We start from the raw sequence: 19,233 nt of genomic DNA, 5'->3' as shown, positions 1-19,233 counted from the left end.
ATTAAACAAATGATTGAAAAAATGACCTTTAAAGAGCACATCAATGGTTGAAGAAAAGTTATCGGGTGGCGTGCAATCGCTTGAAGTCGGTTTGGCGGTGTTAAATGCACTGGTCGAACATAATCAACCGATTATTCTAAAGGATCTCTCGCATAAACTGGCGATGCATCCTGCTAAAGTGCATCGCTATCTGGTGAGTCTGATTCGGATGAATTACGCCAAGCAGTTAGATGACGGACAATATGCACTGGGCGATCAGGCCTGGCGTTTGGGTTTAAACTGCATTCAGCATACCGATGCTCTGCAATTGGTGCAGTCGATGATTTATGCCTTGCAGGCCAAGATTGGTTGCAGCATTCAAATCAGTAAATGGTCACCCCGTGGACCTTTGGTGGTGCAGTCGATTGAATCTAATCATCCTATTGCGATTGTGACCAAAGTCGGCTCGATTATGCCTTTGGTGAATTCGGCTTCTGGACGTGTATTTGCCTCGTATTTACCCGAAACGATTATTCGCCCGCTAATGCAGCAGGAATGGGATAAAGCCGCGACACTGGGCTTGGCGTTAAAACCTGCGCATTGGGAGGAGTTTGTACAGTTAAAACAGCAGATTCGTCATACCGGCATCGCATTAGCGAAAGGGGATTTACTGGTGGGCATTAATGCTGTGGGATTGCCTGTGTTTAATACGCAAGGGCAGATTGAATTTTCAGTGGTGGCGATTGATAGCGAAACCTTCTTGCCGTTGAATGAAGGCAGCGAGAAAGTCAAACAGTTGCAGCAAGAAGTGGCATTAATCAATCAATATATTCAAGCTCGCTAAATAACACGCGGACTTTTATCTATTTTACCGCGTGTATTTGAGGCTGAAGTGCAAAATCAATAACTCCTTGGACGTCTATTCTTATTTCATCTGGACATTTTTTTTCTGTTTTAGGGTTAAATGAGACTACATAAAACCGTGGAACTTTGATCGAAGAATAGGCGTGGAACGTGAAGAATCATGAGAAAGCCGTTCCAGTGCGCTGAATGCAGGAACGGCTTTTACTAAGATATTGATGCTTAAAGAAAAACTTAAAGCATTTCGTATAACGTGCATTATGTTGATTTTAGGAAATCTTAACTTAATAGAAAAATTACTCATGCAACATATTCATAAAGTCATCAAAATTTTCTGCAACTTTTATAATACGCATCTTCAAATTTCTATTTTCATCTTCAACATAATCATCATGATAAACTATTACTATCGGTGGATTATCAGTTTCAGGATTCTGACTATAATCAAATCCAATATAATCACCATTACCAACTGCACCAAAATTTACAATCCCTTTCGAGGCATCATATAAGTCTTGTAACTTTGAAATTATACTTGCCCCTATGAAATCTCCAAAAGTCAAAAAAGAAAATGAGGCCTCATCTATTTTAGTTCCATCAAAATAATCAAACCAACTTTCAATAAAATTTAACCCATTATGTTTACCTACTAATTCTTTATATTTTGTAGGAAAGGTAATACTCCTTGAATTCTCAAATTCCTCAATAACACTCTTATCTATACTTCCATAGTCAGAAATCACTGTAATATTATCCATATTATTGAATCCTAGTATTTTTTATAATTTAACATAATGGCGATTATACGAAATTGAGTTGTTATAACCCATTTGAAGTATCCAAATTAGATAGGACTCGCTGTTCATTTAATTGTGAAAGTTGGTGTCCATAAGAATATGCAGCTGAGATAATAAAAGGCGACTATTTCTAGTCGCCTTTTTTCTTGCCGCGCTGAAGGCTTAAATGGGTTCACCTTCAGGCGTTAGACGTGCGGTCTGGCAATTAAACTTGTAACACACCACGACGGATTTGATCGCGCTCAATCGATTCAAATAGGGCTTTAAAGTTACCTTCGCCAAAACCATCATCCGCTTTACGTTGAATAAACTCGAAGAAGACTGGCCCTAGCATATTTTCCGAGAAAATTTGCAACAGCAGTTTCTTCTCACCATTTTGGGTTGAGCCATCCAGTAAAATACCACGGCGCTGTAATTCTTCAGTCGGTTCACCGTGATTTGGTAAACGTTCTGGCAGCATTTCGTAGTAGGTATTTGGTGGTGGGGTCATAAATTTCATGCCAAGGGCTTTGAGTTTGTCCCACGTGCCAATTAAATCATCGGTAATAAAGGCAATATGCTGAATGCCTTCACCATTAAAGTCGGCAAGGAATTCGGCAATTTGACCGTTGCCTTTGTCCGAGTCTTCATTTAATGGAATACGGATTTTGCCATCTGGTGCAGTGAGGGCCTTCGAGGTTAAACCCGTGTATTCACCCTTAATATCGAAGTAGCGAATTTCTTGGAAGTTGAAGATTTTCTCATAGAAATTTGCCCAGTACTCCATACGCCCTTTATAAACATTATGGGTCAGGTGATCAATTTCATTTAAACCTGTGCCTTTTGGGTGAGTTTCAACCCCTTCAATAAACTCAAAATCATTTTCATAAATGTCACGATCCACAAGGAAAATTGGCATACCACCAATGCCTTTAATCGCAGGAATGTTCAATTCCATTGGCCCGACTTGGCTATAAATCGGTTCTGCACCCAATTCAAGGGCTTTTTTAAATGCTTTGGCAGCATCACGGGTTTTAAAGCCCATCGCACAAGCCGAAGGACCATGCTCTTTGTAAAAGTAAGAGGCGTAGGATTCAGGTTGATAATTCAAAATAATATTGATATTTCCTTGACGCCATAAGTATGCATTTTTGGATTTATGTTTTGCGACTTTGCTGAATCCAATGGTTTCAAAAATTGGATCAAGATCATTTTCCTTTGATACAAACTCAATAAATGCAAATCCGCATAATTCTAATGGGTTTTCTAAAATATCCATCTTATTTCCCTCTTGTCGTGAAATGACGAGTCCAATGTTCAGGGTGTTTTTGATGTCAAGGACGGCATGAACGCATTTCAAAACATGCTTCATGCGGATTCAATTCACGCCGTGCAATCCAATGCTCGGCAAATTCAAAAAACGTCCTGTTCCACATCCGTGATTACTGCGTAGACATGAGGGAGTCGTCATGAATCAATGTATGGTCTGTAATGTATGTGATTACAGTGATGTCCGTTGATTATTGTTGGCTTCCCTGATGCCTTCATCTGTTTATGTATGCTGATTTTGCTCCATAATGGTGCATTTCAGCATACTTTGGCTTGAGAACAGCTTACTAAATTCAATTTCATTATGCAATACATAATTTAATTATGAATTATGTAATTTTAAACCATCTCTGAGCCCGTTTGTGCTGTGAATTTCTGCCCATATGGTGGGAACCGCAGATGGCGATATTCAGAAATTCTCAGTACTCAGCAATAAAATCTTCAATAATTTCAAATACTCATATTTAGTTATCAGCTAAACATCATGAAATGACTCGAATTTATGCCGCATGATCCATGTCGGTCTAGCAATTAAATTAACAAGCTTTATTCGCATTGTATAATCCATAATTATTAAAATTTGCAACAAAATTGTGCATAAAAATAATTAATGCACCATTATGTGCAATAAAATTAATTTAATGCATGTTTTGTGCTTGATTGCGGTATGGGAAGATCGTGGCTAGCAACGGTTGCTTCTAGGTTTTAAGACCGCTGAAAGGTGCGTAAATTACGGGATTGAATGAAATATTAGTGCTGAAATAACTGATAAATGCTTAAATATTTCATTATGGTATAAAATTTGCATTATATTTGCGTATTGTATGTCTTGGATTTATTTATGGACAACCAACCTTTATCAAATTCTGCCGTTTTGGCATCTCTCCCAGCGCCTATGTCCCATTCTAAAGTCGAAGATATCGTGGCTTTATTTATTGGCACCTTCTTGCTGTCTTTTGCGATTAATATCATCCAACAGGGCGGTATTATGACTGGTGGTACCGCAGGTTTAGCGTTGTTACTGCATTACGTGTTTCATCTGTCCTTCGGCACGCTGTTCTTTGGTATCAATATTCCATTCTTTTATTTGGCGTATAAGAAAATGGGGTTGCAAGTGGTGTTGAAAACCATGGCTGCGATTGGCTTGGTCTCGGTTTTTGCCGAATTCAACCCGGAATTTTTTAGCCTGAAAAATATCCATCCCGTGTATGCCTCGTTGATTGCTAATATTATTCTGGGTGTGAGCTTCCTGATTTTATTTCGGCATAAATCGAGTATGGGCGGGATTAATTTATTGGCGATTTTCTTGAACGAGAAATACGGTATTTCTGTGGGGAAATTCCAGATGTTTGTCGATATTAGTATTCTGATTGCCTCAGCATTCTTCGTCGATCTTCATCTGTTACTAATTTCGATTATGGGTGCTGTGGTCTTGAATATGATTATTGCCATGAATCATCGTAAAGATCGTTACGTGGCTTCTTAAGCACTGTTTTTAGGGAGAGTAGAGTTAAACAGATTGGATTTGTTTTTCTCTCCCTGTTTCTATAAAGTAGTTTGCAGCGAAAAACGCGTTTTTTCAGCAGTTTGATAACAACATTCTGGGATAGATGATGAGCGAAGAACTGGACGATTACGATCGTAAAATTATTCAGCAATTACAGCAAAATGGTCGTTTAACCAATCAGGAGCTGGCAGAGCTGATCGGTCTTTCAGCATCGCAATGTTCACGTCGTCGTGCCACACTGGAACAGAAAAAACTTATCACTGGTTATTATGCGCAAATTGCCTTAAAAGCCGATCCATCTCCGATTACAGGCATGATCGAAGTCAGTATTCGCAATCATTACGATGCGGGTTTTGATAAGTTCCTCGAGTTTATTTTGGATGAACCGCGCATTCGCGATGCCTATAAGCTCACAGGCACCTCAGATTTTTTACTCAAAGTGGCGGTCAAAAACTTAGATGAGATGTCGCAATTGATCAGTAAAATTTCCTCACATCAATTTCAGATTAATGACATCACCACTTCTATTGTGCTGGAAAAACTGAAAGAAAACTCGATTGTGTTATGCAATCCTGTAGTCAATACAGAAACACCTTAAATACGGGTTTGGGTTTGGTCTAATTGCAGGCCAAACCTTCAGCATGAAAGCAATAGAAGAAAAACGATTCTTACGCTACAATTGAGCCTATTTTTGTCTCACCTGACAGTGACCTGCCACGCGCAAATTGCGTGAAAGCCGCTGTGTACAAATTGCAGATTTCCCCAATGTTCAAAGATCAATTATTGAAAGAAGTCGCGGCTCGCCGAACTTTTGCGATTATTTCCCACCCCGATGCGGGTAAAACCACCATGACAGAAAAACTGCTGTTATGGGGTAAAGCCATTCAGGTTGCGGGGATGGTAAAAAGCCGTAAATCAGACCGTGCGGCGACCTCGGACTGGATGGAAATGGAAAAAGAACGTGGTATTTCCATTACCACCTCTGTGATGCAGTTTCCATACAAAGACAAGATGATCAACCTTCTGGATACCCCAGGACACGAAGATTTCTCGGAAGATACCTATCGGACCTTAACCGCGGTTGACTCTGCACTCATGGTGATTGACGGTGCAAAAGGGGTCGAGGACCGAACCATCAAATTGATGGAAGTCTGTCGTATGCGTGACACACCGATTATTTCTTTCGTGAACAAAATGGACCGTGAAATCCGTGAGCCGCTTGAGCTTTTGGATGAAATTGAAAACGTCCTAAAAATTAAATGTGTACCCATTACCTGGCCGCTGGGTTCAGGTCGTGACTTCGCTGGGGTGTTTAACCTGATCGAAGAAAAATTCTATGTGTATAAAGCTGGTTTTGGCTCAACCATTACCGAGATTGAAATCCGAGAGGGTTATGATCATGCCGATCTGCGCGAAAAAGTCGGTGAGTTGGCTTGGGCGGCATTTGAAGAGTCTTTAGAATTGGTACAAATGGCCAATGAGCCTTTAGACCGTGAAGAGTTTTTGGCGGGTCGCCAAACGCCAGTGCTGTTTGGTACGGCTCTCGGTAACTTTGGTGTCGATCATGTGCTAGATGCCTTTAGCAACTACGCGCCTGAACCGAAGGCACATCCGACTCAAGACCGTAAAGTTGAAGCGACAGAAGAAGGCTTCACAGGCTTTGTGTTTAAGATTCAGGCCAATATGGATCCGAAACACCGTGACCGTATTGCCTTCATGCGTATCTGTTCTGGTAAGTATGAAAAAGGCTTGAAAATGAAACACGTCCGGATTGATAAAGATATCCGGATTAGTGATGCCTTAACCTTCCTTGCAGGGGATCGTCAGCATCTTGAAGAAGCATGGCCGGGCGATATTATTGGTTTACATAACCACGGCACCATTCAAATTGGCGATACCTTTACTTCAGGTGAAAAGCTGCAATTCACAGGAATTCCGCACTTCGCACCGGAAATGTTCCGCCGTGTACGTTTGAAAGATCCGCTTAAATCTAAGCAGCTACAAAAAGGTCTGAAAGAGTTGTCTGAAGAAGGCGCAACGCAGGTCTTCATGCCGCAAAACAGCAATGACCTGATTGTCGGTGCGGTCGGTGTGCTTCAGTTTGAAGTGGTGGCGTACCGTTTGAAAGAAGAGTACAAAGTCGACTGTATTTATGAGCCGGTGAGCATCCATACCGTACGTTGGGTCTCTTGTGATGATGACAAGAAATTCAATGAATTTAAGAAAAAGGCACATGACCAGTTGTCGGTCGATGGTGGTGGGCATTTAACCTATCTTGCACCGAGCCGTGTGAACTTACAGCTTATGCAAGAGCGCTATCCAGACATCGTGTTCCGTAATACGCGTGAACACTAAGTGAAGTGTAAAAACAGTCTCTTTCGGAGGCTGTTTTTACTTGGGAATGATCTATTTTCAGAGCAAGGTTGCATTGAGGCAACCCAATGTGTGGCGGCAATGAAAAACAACAACATTATTCATCTTTCAGTTTTACTCTGCATCGGTATGAGCTTGTCTGGCTGTGACACTTCTTCAAAGTCGCAAGATGAGGAGCAGAACTCGCCTGCCTCCATTTTTAACAGCGATCAAGCGGAAGTTTTGCCGTATTTACATATTCAGCAGCAACCGGCCAAAATCGCATTACCTTTCTGCGAAACCAAGAATTGTATTGATATCGACATTCAAACCCTGAAAACTCAGGATGAGTGGTTAAATGCGTGGATCGCCAAAAATCAAGCGATGGTGATTCAAGATCAGATTGGCTTAAAGCAAGACATGAGCCTGCAACAGGCAGTCAATGCTTATGTGAAACAGTCAGATGCATGGCAGGCCAAGTATTCGAAAAATCCCGCTTATCAATTGGCGCTTTATACCCGGATTGCCTATCAACGCAACCAATATGTGCTGTTACAACTGGGCGTGGACAGTAAGCAAGAAGAAGTTAAAGTAAATGAGCGTTACTACTTTGCTGTGGCTGACCGTAAAAAACAGCAAGGGCTTAGCCTACTTGACATTGTCGAGCCAAAGCAGCAACTTTATATGAATGATTTGGTTCAAAAAGCCTATCAGCAATGGTGGCAACAACAAACTGCCGAAGTGCGACAGCAAGCCCCGAAAAAACTGTATTGGGGGCAGGCAGATTGGTTTTTTGACAGTGAGGGCATTGGTTTGCATTACCGTAGTCAGCAAATTGCGCAAGATGCGAAACAATTGGATATTTACCTGAACAAAGCACAAACACAACAGGTGTTAAAAGCCGATATCTATCAAGCGATGTTTTAGGCAAAATGCTGCTGTGTAGGGCGCATGCAAGCTCAATTGAAAAGAGGATAGGTTTGAATCTGATGACAAAAAATAAAACACTCTGGACACTGAGTCTATTGGCAACAGCGGTGATGCTTACGGCGTGTCAACCCAAGAAAGCGGAGTCGGAAAATGTGGAAACGGCTGCATCTGCGGCAGTAGCACAAGAACAGGCGCTTCAGCTGATTGGGGATTCAGAAAAATTACAACTCAACTTGCCTGAGTGTGATGGTAAAAATTGCCCTGAACTGATCATTGAACGTTTAAGCAGTAATCAACCGTTTATTGATGCTTATATGGATGCTGAAATTTTAAAGCAGGTGGAGCAGATTCTTGCCGTTTCGCCAGAATTACCTGCCGAGCAGGCGGCTTCCATGGCAAACACCGCTGCGGCATCGCAAGCCAGTGTTCAAGCAGGCTTGACCGTGAAACAACAGCTCGAGCAACAATTACAACCCTATAGCTTGGCCTTGCTCAAGCTCGATCAGGAAATCAAGGCGCTAAGCTCAAACCATAAAATTAGTGTCATGGTTAAGCCCACCATTTTGAATGCCAAAGGACCATTGGTGACGGTGGTCTTAAATAGCAGTAGCTATTTAGGCGGTGCACATGGTGCCTCGGCACAGCAATATTACAATTTTGATTTAGAACAGAAAAAACTGGTCAAGCTGGATGAAATTCTGGTTGCAAATCAGCGGGCAGCTTTAGAAAAACAGGCCCATGAAGCCTTTAAGGCTTGGGTAATCGAATCTAAACTGGCCAATGATGTTGCAGAGTATGAGCAAGCTTGGAAGTTTAAATTGACCGATAATTATTATTTAAGTCCGCAAGGTTTGATTTTGCAGTATGGTGAATATGAGATCGGTCCTTATGTGGTGGGTTTGCCACGTCTCACCATTCCTTATGAGCAGCTTCAAGGCGTTCTGAAGCAAGAATATTTACCTGCGGCTGCGACTGAAGTTCATGCCAGTGCGGCAAGTGAAGCAAGCCGCTAACAGGACTTGATATGCTGCTCCCTTTGTTTGATACACATACCCATTTTGATGTGCCGGATTTCGATGCCGATCGGGAGCAGTTGGCGTATCAGGCAAAAGCGGCAGGGGTTGAGGCCTTGGTGCTGATTGGTTTTGTTGCATCCCGCTTTCCCGAGTTAGTACATACCCAGCAATGGCTGAATCAATTGTCTCAGGCACCACGGGCTTATTTGGCTCCTGGTTTGCATCCTTTTTATATTGAACAACATCAAGCTGAGCACTTAGAGCAACTTGAACAGTTGCTACAACAGCAGACGTGTGTGGCAGTGGGGGAAATTGGTTTAGATACCTTTTTAGCTGAGCATAAACAGCCTGAAATTTTTGCCAAACAGCAGGATTATTTTCAAGCACAACTGCAACTTGCCAGCCAGTATCAGAAACCGGTTTTGCTGCATATTCGTAAAGCCCATGCTGAAAGCCTGACGATTTTAAAAAAACAAAAATTCCAGTTGGGAGGCATTGCCCATGCCTTTAGTGGCGGGGTTGAAGAAGCCAAGGCCTTCATTAAACTCGGTTTTAAAATTGGAGTCACAGGGCAAATCACCAATCCCAATGCCAAAAAACTGCATCGGGTGGTTCAAGCCATTGGTGCCGAACATCTGGTGTTAGAAACCGACTGTCCCGATATGACACCGCTCTGTTGCCAAGTCTCTAGTCAAGCGCGCACGCGGAATACCCCAGCCAACTTGCCTTATGTGTTACAAGGTTTGGCACAAAGTTTACAGATAGAAGAACAGCGGTTGGCAGATCAGCTGTGGCTGAATACTCAGCAGTGTTTAAGGCTGTCACATTAAAAATCAGACTGGCTAAAATTACTAATCCACAACATTAAATGCTGCATTTTCACCTACATTATTAAAAGTAGAATGGAATAAAAAATAGCCATGCAAGCCGGAGGAAGCACCTATGGCAAAGTATAGTCAGATAAATAGTTTTAATGCATTGCAGCCTTTTTCAGTCGGTTCAAATACCTATCAAATTTTTAGTCTTGCACGCGCTCAGCAGCAATTGGGCGATCTATCCCGACTCCCCAAGTCATTAAAAGTCCTATTAGAAAATTTATTAAGATTTGAAGATGGCGTGACGGTCAAGTATGCCGATATTTTGGCGATTGTCGAATGGCAGCACACCCGAAGCTCGGAACAAGAAATTCAGTATCGGCCGGCGCGAGTGCTGATGCAGGATTTCACCGGGGTACCTGCTGTGGTTGACCTTGCCGCGATGCGTGCTGCAGTAGCGCAAGCTGGGCGGGATCCGAAGATGATCAATCCTTTATCGCCTGTAGATTTGATCATTGACCACTCGGTGATGGTTGATCACTTTGCCAATGCGCGGGCTTTTGCAGAAAACGTTGAAATTGAAATGCAGCGTAACGGAGAGCGTTACCAGTTTTTACGCTGGGGACAGTCCGCATTTGACAATTTTAGTGTGGTACCGCCAGGTACAGGGATTTGTCATCAGGTTAATTTGGAGTATTTGGCTCAAGCGGTCTGGTTAGGGGAGTCTGATGGCCAGACGTTTGCCTTTCCCGATACCTTGGTCGGTACAGATTCGCACACCACCATGATTAATGGTCTAGGGGTTTTAGGTTGGGGCGTCGGTGGGATTGAAGCCGAAGCTGCCATGTTGGGGCAGCCGATTTCCATGTTGATTCCGGAAGTGATTGGTTTTCAACTGACGGGAAAATTATGTGAAGGCATTACTGCAACCGATTTGGTGCTCACCATTACCCAAATGCTACGGCAAAAAGGGGTGGTCGGTAAATTTGTTGAATTTTATGGTGATGGCTTGGCGGATTTACCCTTGGCCGATCGCGCTACGATTGCCAATATGGCCCCTGAATATGGGGCAACATGCGGTTTCTTCCCGATTGATGACGTGACTTTGGCGTATATGCGTTTAACGGGGCGTAGTGATGAGCGTATTGCTTTGGTGGAAGCCTATTGTAAAGAACAAGGACTGTGGCGCAATCAAGGCGATGAACCTGTCTTTACCGATACCTTAAGTTTGGATATGTCGACAGTAGCTGCCAGTGTGGCTGGCCCAAAACGTCCGCAAGATCGGGTCTTGCTGGCTGATGTGCCTGAAACCTTCGATGCTTTAATGGCCTTAAGTTTAAAACCTGAAAAAGAAGATAAAGCCCGTTTGGAAAATGAAGGCGGCGGAGGCACAGCCATTGATGCGAAAAAATCCAATATCACTCATGAAAGTGCTTTTTGTGAAATAGATGGGAAACAATATCCATTGGTCCATGGGGATGTGGTGATTTCTGCGATTACCTCGTGTACCAATACGTCAAACCCTAGTGTCATGATGGCTGCGGGATTGTTGGCCAAAAAAGCCATTGAGAAAGGCCTACAGCGTAAACCTTGGGTGAAAAGTTCTTTAGCACCGGGCTCTAAAGTGGTCACCGATTATCTCAATGCGGCGGGTTTAACGCCTTATCTGAATCAACTGGGCTATAACCTCGTTGGCTATGGCTGTACCACCTGTATTGGTAATTCAGGGCCGTTGCCAGAACCCATAGAAGAAGCCATTAATTGTTATGATTTAAATGTGGCCTCAGTTCTATCGGGTAACCGTAATTTTGAAGGTCGGGTACATCCACTGGTCAAAACCAATTGGCTGGCTTCACCACCACTGGTGATTGCTTTTGGCTTGGCAGGGAATATTCGTTTGGATTTAACTACGCAACCGATTGGGCAAGGCATACATGGCGAAGCGGTATATTTAAAAGACATTTGGCCGAGCCAAGCCGAGATTGATGAAGTCTTGCAGAAAGTGAATACCGAGATGTTCCATAAAGAATATGCTGCGGTGTTTGAAGGGGATGCCAATTGGCAGGCGATCCAAATTCCACAAAGCCAAACCTATGCCTGGGATGAACAATCGACCTATATTCGGCATCCGCCATTTTTTGCCGAGATTGGTCAACCGTTAAAATCGCTACACAATATTGAACATGCCCGTATTTTGGCTGTTCTGGGCGATTCCGTGACCACCGACCATATTTCCCCAGCGGGGAACATTAAAAAGGACAGCCCTGCGGGACGTTATTTGCAAGAGCATGGGGTAGAGCCGAAAGACTTTAACTCCTATGGTTCACGTCGAGGTAATCATGAAGTGATGATGCGCGGGACTTTTGCCAATATTCGGATTAAAAATGAAATGTTGGGCGGGGAGGAAGGCGGCAATACGCTGTATATTCCAACCGGAGAAAAGCTAGCCATTTATGATGCCGCGATGCTGTATCAAGCAACCAATACCCCGTTGGTGATTATTGCTGGTCAGGAATATGGTACAGGCTCATCACGTGACTGGGCGGCAAAAGGCACCAATCTGCTTGGCGTTAAAGCGGTCATCGCAGAAAGTTTTGAGCGGATTCATCGTTCAAATTTGGTGGGAATGGGCGTGCTACCGTTGCAGTTTATGTCGGAGCAGAATCGTCACAGTTTAAATCTGACAGGACATGAATGTATTTCAATTTTAGGTTTGTCGGATGATTTGACGCCACATCAAACCTTCGAAGTGGAAGTGACTCGTACCGATGGTTCGCGGGATTCATTCCCTGTGCTGTGCCGTATTGATACTCTCAATGAAGTGGAATATTTCAAAGCGGGTGGGATTTTGCATTATGTACTGCGACATCTGATTGCGAGTTAGCCTAAGTCGCTATTCAATCATCAAGTACCAGAGTCTTTATTTTTAAGGCTCTGGTATGATTCATTTAGAAAACAAAATTTTAAGATCATTTTTATGTTGAAATTTTTATTGGCAGGTTGTGTATTTCTTTTTCCTGCTTGGGGTTATGCAAAACCTCAAACCCTAATATTACAAAAACAAAAAATCACAGCAGCACAGCGTGAAAGCCTGTGTGCTCAACTCAAGATTTCCTGTCAACCTGATGCGACATGGCAACTCTATCAAGTCCCCAATCAAAGCAAGCATCACTATGTGATCGCACAATTGCAAATGTTTGAACTGGAGCGCGGTACTCAGGGTTATCAATTACACAACCACTGGGACTTTTCAGGCTATCAACCACTCAGTCAAACCCCGCATTGGACGGTGGAGGGAGCGAGCACAACAGAAGATCGACTGGATGCCCAAGGCAAATTTATACAAGCTGAAGCATTACATATTTATCCAGCCTTATTTCCTGTGAATGAACAAACTTATAGCATTGCCCTGATTCAACGCTGGGAGGAAATGTACTCGGGTGGGGGCATGCGTGAAGAGGTGGCCGACTTTGTACAACTCAAGCCTCAGGGCAAATACCAACAGATTTTCCAGAATATCCCGTTTTATGTCTCTCGTATGATTCGTGCCTGTTTTTCGGAGCAAGACTATGCACAGTCCAATGGCAATTGTCATGATTTAGAAAAACTGGTGTTGAATATTGACTACCAGCAGCCTTACATCTGGCGACTGAATTATCATTATATCCGCACTTTATCACCGTCTTCCGATCAGCAACCCGCCATCAATCAGAGAAAATCGTTTCGCTTAACCCGCAACGATCCAGAGGCGATCAAGATTCCGCAGGCTTGGACAACATATTAAGATTCGATTCGGTGATTGAGTTTGCTAAAATAGGCGGGTTACTTTTTTCGATTTGATTGCTCCATGACTGATTTGCTCCTAGATGATGAATATGACCGCCGTTTTGCTGGCGTAGCCAAAATTTATGGAGACAGCACCTTTCAAGCCTATGAAAACAGTCATGTGATGGTGATCGGTATTGGTGGGGTTGGCTCATGGGCCGTTGAAGCTTTGGCGCGTACCGGTGTGGGCGAGTTAACCCTCGTGGATATGGATGTGGTGGCTGCATCCAATATTAACCGCCAATTGCCTGCGATGAGCTCCACCTTAGGTTGTGAAAAAATTGAAGTCATGGCGGAACGTTGTCGTTCGATTAATCCTAAAATTAAAGTTAATCTGATTGATGACTATTTAACGCCAGAAAATGTGCAGGACGTGCTGGCCAATACGCCGGATTTAATTCTGGATTGTATTGATGATGTCAAAGCCAAATTGGCGCTGATGCTGCATTGCCGATTTAATAAAATTCCGCTGATTGTTTCGGGTGGTGCGGGCGGTAAACTTGACCCATTGAAGATTCGCGTGGCAGACCTGTCGAAAACCGAACAAGACCCGATGTTGGCCAAATTACGTGCCCAACTGCGTGCTAAAGGTATTTGTAAAAAGCCGAAAGACAAATTTGGCATTACTTGCGTCTATTCAATTGATAATCCGTTTTCCAGTGCCGATGTCTGTCCAAGTGCGGGCTTACGCTGTGGTGGCTACGGTTCGGCAGTGGTGGTGACTTCTAGCTTTGCCATGATTGCTGTTGCGGAAGTCTTGAAAAAGTTAGCAGCCATTCAGGCGAAAAAAAATAGCTAATCGAATCATTGCAGCACTACGAGCATGAGACAAATCCAAACTGGGAAGCAAGCCACATTTGCTTCCTCGATTATGCTATGTTGATGATCTGGTAATTCACATCTACAGCTGAATAAACAACGAAAATAACATAAGAAAAAACAGAGAACAGAGGTGGCTATGACAATCATAAAACCGATCGGGATGCTGCTGCTGAGCTTCGCAACAGCGCTGACTTATGCAGAAAGCAGCAGCTATGAAAAAGAATTACGTGCAACCCATCAAGGCTATTTAAAGTCATCTAGGCTGGATAGTGCTTTAATCTTACCTAAACCACCTGTAGCAGGTTCAGTCACGCAAGCCAATGATGAATTTGTGAATAAAAATGCCTTGATGCTGTATGGTTCCGAGCGTTGGGTGCAGGCTGGCTATGACAGTAATTTATATTTTCCTAGTGCAGCCAAAGCCTTTTCGTGTGCTGCCAATGTGGACATTAGTAAAGAAAAGACCCCGACCATTTATAAAATGTTAGAACTGTCTTTAGTAGATTTGGGGCTGTCATCTTATGCCGCAAAAAATAAATATCAACGCGCACGCCCATTTATGCGCAATGGTCAGGGTATTTGTGAAATTTCTGCCGCAGACCGTGAAAAGTACGGCATCACTTATAGCGAAGATAAAGAGAAGTTATCTACCGATGGTTCTTATCCTTCGGGGCATTCAACCATTGGTTGGGGCTGGGCACTCATTATGAGTGAAATTGCACCGCAGCGTACCAATCATATTTTCTTACGCGGACGTGCTTTTGCCGAAAGTCGTTTGGTGTGTAATGTACACTGGCAAAGTGACATCATCGAAGGCAAAAATATGGCTGCGATGACCATAGCGCAGTTGCATACCGAAAAGCAGTTCTTAAAAGATCTAGAAAAAGCGCAAAAGGAATATCAGGCTGCGCAGCGTCAAGGTGATGTACCAGACCCAGCCTCTTGTGAATTTGAGAATAAAGCGTTGTCGACCACCATTGGTTCAGTCATGTAAATGAAAACACCAATCCTAGATAATCAAAAAGCTCAATCTTGGATTGAGCTTTTTTATTGAAGGAGAGCAATTAAGGTTGAACTTGATGTTCGATCAGATAATCTTCAGTGCGCTTCATGGCTTCTTTAATGTTTTGAATGGCATTTTCCACATCCGCAAAGGTTTTGGCATTGCCACCACTTAAAGCCTGACGCCATTTTCTGGCACCCGGCAAGTTTTGGAATAAACCTAATATATGACGGGTGAGAATAGAAAGTGGTGCGCCTTCCGCCATGCGTCTAGCAATATACGGCAGCATTTGCTCCATAATTTCAAAACGGTCAGGCGCATCTAACTGCCAAAGCTGTCCGAGTTCTGCCAGTAGGTAGGGATTGTGGTAGGCTTCGCGACCAATCATCACCCCATCGACATGCTGTAAATGCTGCTGGGTTTCTGCGAAGGTTTTAATCCCGCCGTTAATTTCAATCAGTAGTTCCTGACGTTCTTGTTTTAAGCGGTAGACATCTTCATAGCGCAGTGGCGGGACTTCACGGTTTTCTTTTGGTGATAAGCCCTGAAGTAAGGCAATGCGGGCATGTACAATAAAGTTATTACAGCCAGTTTTTGCTACGGTATCGACAAAATGCAGCATTTCTTCATAAGAATGCATGTCATCAATGCCAATACGATGTTTTACCGTTACGGGGATGTCCACCGCATTACGCATTGCAGCAATACATTCTGCCACCAAGTCAGGTTCCGCCATTAAGCAGGCGCCAATTTTATTGTTCTGTACGCGGTCACTTGGGCAGCCAACATTCAAGTTGATTTCATCATAACCCCAGTCTTGCGCCATTTGGCTACAGGTCGCAAGGTCTTTCGGGTTTGATCCGCCCAGTTGCAACACAATTGGATGTTCTTCGTGATTAAAGTCGAGATGACGTTTCGCATCGCCAAATAAAATGGCACCTGTCGTCACCATCTCGGTATATAAAATGACATTCGGGTTAAACAAGCGCGCAAAAAAACGATAGTCCTTGGTGGTCCAATCCATCATAGGTGCAACACTGATGCGAGGTTCTTTAGTGTTATCAATGGTTTTTTCAGTAATCATATTAAAAAACATACCTTTACAGTGTTGCTGATTTTATTCTATTTCGATTTTTTACGCCTTATTTCGCACTATTATTTTTGATATTTACGCCAAATTACGCCATTATAGCCTCAATAAAACAATAAGGCGTAAATCATGGGGACAATTTCACAGCGTAAATTAGCCGATGGAACCATACGCTTTCGAGCTGAAATTAGAATAAGCCGTAAAGGGCTTGCAAATTTCAAGGAAAGTAAGACGTTTAGTTCTATGCGGCTAGCTCAAAAATGGCTTGCAATGCGTGAAGAGGAAATCGAAGAAAATCCAGATATTTTGTTAGGCAGATCAGATGTGACGAATATCACTTTAGCCTACGCCATAGAGAAATATCTTGATGAAGTTGGCAATGAGTATGGTCGTACTAAAACCTATTGTCTTCGCCTCATCCAGAAATTTCCAATAGCGCAATATATTATCACAAAAATTAAGCCAGCCGATATTTCAGAACATGTCGCTTTGCGTAAGGCTGGTTATGCCAAATTGGATTTAAAGCCAATAGCGACAAGTACGTTGCAACATGAGTTATTGCACATTCGTGGCGTGTTGTCTCATGCCTCAGTCATGTGGGATGTAAATGTTGATTTGGCAGGATTTGATAAAGCAACGGCACAATTACGCAAGACTCGACAAATATCTTCAAGCGGCAAGCGTGATCGCTTGCCTACAACGGCAGAGTTAAAAAAACTGACAGAATACTTTTATCGAAAATGGCAAAAGCCTGTTTACAGCTATCCCATGCATTTGATTATGTGGTTTGCAATATTTTCATGTCGTCGTGAGTCAGAAATTACTGAAATGTTATTGGCTGATTACGACGAGGATAATGAAGTGTGGAAAGTACGGGATTTAAAAAATCCGAATGGCTCAAAGGGTAATCATAAAGAATTTAATGTTTTAGAACCTTGCCGAAAAATGATTGAACTTTTACAAGTGAAGAGTACGCGAAAACGTATGTTGAATCGAGGATATGATAAGGATTTGCTCATTCCTCTAAGTCCTAAAACGATTGGTGGTGAATTTAGAAATGCTTGTAAAATCTTGGGAATTGATGATTTACGTTTTCATGATTTAAGGCATGAGGGCTGTACCCGTCTTGCTGAGCAAGGTTTTACAATTCCTCAAATTCAGCAAGTGAGTCTACATGATTCTTGGGGGAGTTTGGAAAGATATGTATCTGTGAAAAAAAGGAAAAAGACAATAGAGTTAGACGAAGTGTTACCCCTCATTGGTGAAGAGTAACATGATCTTGAGCAGCATATTTATACTGTTGATCTAGGACATTAGCTAAATCTTTTATATGAACAAAGTATGGAGCTTTTTGGCTTTTATCTAGTCGGAAGCAAGAAAATGGGAAATCCTGATTTCTTGCTTTTTCTAACATTTTTATTTTACTGAGATGAGGGTAGTAATCCTTGACTACGTCATCTAGTTTTACTGTCGTGCTGCGATAGCGCATAAATAAGTAGTCGGATGTGGAAAGTTGTAGAGCACTATTCATGAATTGATTCCTATTGTTTAGGTTGATGTGCTTACAGTAAATTTAATGGAATTTAAAAAGTAGAGCAGTGCGTGAATAGTAAATAACTAGCGTATCATGCTATTTAATATATTGTTATTTAAAGGATTAAAAATGATGAATTTGGACATTATTTCAGATTTAAATGATTTAGAACAAGAAATGCTTATTACATTTAAGTATTGGTATGATTGTGATTTTGAGGCGGATATTACGCATCCTTCATATGCAGCAGCTAGAGATAAAATCATATTGAGAATGCAACAAAATGATTTCTTAAGGAATCCACTTAGAGTGACAGTAATCCCGCAGTTTTCAAATAACCCTAGATTTAAACCGAATCAAATATTTGATTTTTTTATAAAAATAGATTTGCTGAAAAGTGAAAGAAGTAGTTTATCTTCAAGAACTTGTAAGCAACGATTTTCCGAAATTTTAATGGCATATGTAGATACAATGGGGGCTTACTATTATTGTCATAACATTAGATTAGCAAGAAAAGTGAGTGCGATTCGTGCAGTTAGGGCGCGTTATGATAAAAAACTATTGCCTAGGCGTGAAATTTTATACAGTGTTTTACGTGAGCAATGTGCTTTAAATGGGCGTAAATGGAAGAGCTTGAATCAGGCTGTAACTTCAATAATTCCTACATTGATAAAAGAATTTGAAAAATTTGATGTTGACTGGGTGAAAGCATTAATTAAGGAAAAAGAAGAACAATTAAGGGAGGTAATAAGCGATGGACATAAGCATCGTAAGGTATTATCCGACAAAAAGGTAAAGCAAGTAAAAGAATTGCAAGAAGAAATTAAAAATTTAACAAGCATTCTAAATTCGGAAAAGCCATCTGCTGCATTAAAGAATTTTGGCTACAATATGCCATATAACAATACTGACTACATGGAGGAAACAATTATCCACGAGTTGAGGAAAAATCACGATTTATTGAAAGAAATTTTAATTAAAAAAAATGAAAGTTAAATGAGCGAGAATCATATTTTTACTTTTACACCCAATTATTCCCTCATATAGATCAGGGTAGAGCGACACTTATTGCAGTACTGTCTTTATTAGATAGCTATCAGATTCTGCAACCCTAACTTCCCCGCATAAAGCTCACTGAACTCATCTTGTATTTTTTAAGTATCACTAGCAGTAGCCTGTTTAACTTTGCAGGGCTAAGAGGATTTTGCCCTAAAAAAAACTTCAAGCGACATTTAAAAATTAAACAGTTGTACTCAAATTTTTGGGTTAATGATCTCTTTGATTCTCTGAATAACAACTGTAAATATCATGATTTTTAATGTATAGATTGTGATTATTATGATAAAAAGTACTGAATAACATTTTTATCAAAATTATGTAAGTACCGTACATAG

At 41.9% G+C, this 19,233-nt stretch carries 17 protein-coding genes; 13 read left to right on the top strand and 4 right to left on the bottom strand.

The annotated features are described in order from the left end of the window. Window positions 1-43: 43 nt before the first annotated feature. Window positions 44-823 (top strand): IclR family transcriptional regulator, encoded by a 780-nt coding sequence (locus ACX17N_RS12880; RefSeq protein ID WP_458892975.1) that lies wholly within the window; start codon window positions 44-46, stop codon window positions 821-823. A gap of 313 nt (window positions 824-1,136) precedes the next feature. Here ACX17N_RS12880 and ACX17N_RS12875 read toward each other — a convergent pair whose 3' ends face one another. After that, complete coding sequence (locus ACX17N_RS12875; protein ID WP_458892974.1) at window positions 1,137-1,598, bottom strand: SMI1/KNR4 family protein; 462 nt, start codon at window positions 1,596-1,598, stop codon at window positions 1,137-1,139. 244 nt (window positions 1,599-1,842) lie between these two features. Continuing rightward, the gene (gene hppD / locus ACX17N_RS12870; RefSeq protein ID WP_458892973.1) at window positions 1,843-2,895 is read right to left on the bottom strand and encodes a 4-hydroxyphenylpyruvate dioxygenase; all 1,053 of its coding nucleotides are present in this window, start codon (window positions 2,893-2,895) and stop codon (window positions 1,843-1,845) included. Window positions 2,896-3,786: 891 nt separating this feature from the next. Here hppD and ACX17N_RS12865 point away from each other — a divergent pair. From ACX17N_RS12865 to ACX17N_RS12820, 10 genes are all read left to right on the top strand, one after another. Next, window positions 3,787-4,431, top strand: coding sequence for a YitT family protein (locus ACX17N_RS12865; RefSeq protein ID WP_458892972.1), 645 nt, complete (start codon window positions 3,787-3,789; stop codon window positions 4,429-4,431). A 127-nt stretch (window positions 4,432-4,558) separates the two neighbouring features. Continuing rightward, window positions 4,559-5,050 carry an Lrp/AsnC family transcriptional regulator gene (locus ACX17N_RS12860; RefSeq protein WP_458892971.1) on the top strand — a complete coding sequence of 164 codons (492 nt, stop codon included), beginning with the start codon at window positions 4,559-4,561 and terminating at the stop codon, window positions 5,048-5,050. A 167-nt stretch (window positions 5,051-5,217) separates the two neighbouring features. Continuing rightward, window positions 5,218-6,807, top strand: coding sequence for a peptide chain release factor 3 (locus ACX17N_RS12855; protein WP_458892970.1), 1,590 nt, complete (start codon window positions 5,218-5,220; stop codon window positions 6,805-6,807). A gap of 99 nt (window positions 6,808-6,906) precedes the next feature. Next, entirely contained in the window at window positions 6,907-7,731 is an 825-nt protein-coding gene (locus tag ACX17N_RS12850) for a hypothetical protein (RefSeq protein ID WP_458892969.1), read from the top strand. A gap of 62 nt (window positions 7,732-7,793) precedes the next feature. Beyond that, window positions 7,794-8,747, top strand: a complete 954-nt coding sequence (locus tag ACX17N_RS12845; RefSeq protein ID WP_458892968.1) for an RsiV family protein — start codon at window positions 7,794-7,796, stop codon at window positions 8,745-8,747. A gap of 11 nt (window positions 8,748-8,758) precedes the next feature. Continuing rightward, window positions 8,759-9,580: a TatD family hydrolase gene (locus ACX17N_RS12840; protein WP_458892967.1), complete on the top strand. Its 822-nt coding sequence runs from the start codon at window positions 8,759-8,761 to the stop codon at window positions 9,578-9,580. 112 nt (window positions 9,581-9,692) lie between these two features. Beyond that, a complete protein-coding gene (acnA, locus tag ACX17N_RS12835) occupies window positions 9,693-12,449 on the top strand; it encodes an aconitate hydratase AcnA (RefSeq protein WP_458892966.1) in 2,757 nt (918 codons plus the stop codon). Between the two features lie 93 nt (window positions 12,450-12,542). Continuing rightward, window positions 12,543-13,349 carry a hypothetical protein gene (locus ACX17N_RS12830; protein ID WP_458892965.1) on the top strand — a complete coding sequence of 269 codons (807 nt, stop codon included), beginning with the start codon at window positions 12,543-12,545 and terminating at the stop codon, window positions 13,347-13,349. Window positions 13,350-13,412: 63 nt separating this feature from the next. Continuing rightward, window positions 13,413-14,189, top strand: a complete 777-nt coding sequence (locus ACX17N_RS12825) for a tRNA threonylcarbamoyladenosine dehydratase (RefSeq protein ID WP_458892964.1) — start codon at window positions 13,413-13,415, stop codon at window positions 14,187-14,189. Window positions 14,190-14,348: 159 nt separating this feature from the next. Then, entirely contained in the window at window positions 14,349-15,206 is an 858-nt protein-coding gene (locus ACX17N_RS12820) for an acid phosphatase (protein WP_458892963.1), read from the top strand. Between the two features lie 70 nt (window positions 15,207-15,276). Here the strand turns inward: ACX17N_RS12820 and dusA are convergent, their stop codons facing one another. Beyond that, on the bottom strand, window positions 15,277-16,299 hold the full coding sequence (dusA, locus tag ACX17N_RS12815; protein ID WP_458892962.1) for a tRNA dihydrouridine(20/20a) synthase DusA: 1,023 nt from the start codon (window positions 16,297-16,299) through the stop codon (window positions 15,277-15,279). A 135-nt stretch (window positions 16,300-16,434) separates the two neighbouring features. On the opposite strand from dusA, the gene ACX17N_RS12810 reads away from it, so the two are divergent. Continuing rightward, the gene (locus tag ACX17N_RS12810; protein WP_458892961.1) at window positions 16,435-17,577 is read left to right on the top strand and encodes a site-specific integrase; all 1,143 of its coding nucleotides are present in this window, start codon (window positions 16,435-16,437) and stop codon (window positions 17,575-17,577) included. On the opposite strand, the gene ACX17N_RS12805 is transcribed toward ACX17N_RS12810, so the two are convergent. Next, window positions 17,561-17,836 (bottom strand): pyocin activator PrtN family protein, encoded by a 276-nt coding sequence (locus ACX17N_RS12805; protein ID WP_458892960.1) that lies wholly within the window; start codon window positions 17,834-17,836, stop codon window positions 17,561-17,563. The genes ACX17N_RS12810 and ACX17N_RS12805 overlap by 17 nt on opposite strands. A gap of 132 nt (window positions 17,837-17,968) precedes the next feature. Here ACX17N_RS12805 and ACX17N_RS12800 point away from each other — a divergent pair, with 132 nt between their 5' ends. After that, window positions 17,969-18,835, top strand: coding sequence for a hypothetical protein (locus tag ACX17N_RS12800; RefSeq protein ID WP_458892959.1), 867 nt, complete (start codon window positions 17,969-17,971; stop codon window positions 18,833-18,835). Window positions 18,836-19,233 lie beyond the last annotated feature (398 nt).

Source organism: Acinetobacter sp. GXMZU3951 (assembly GCF_054457875.1).
The sequence above is the reverse complement of the archived record's forward strand: the minus strand, read 5'-3'. Positions and strand labels throughout refer to the sequence as shown.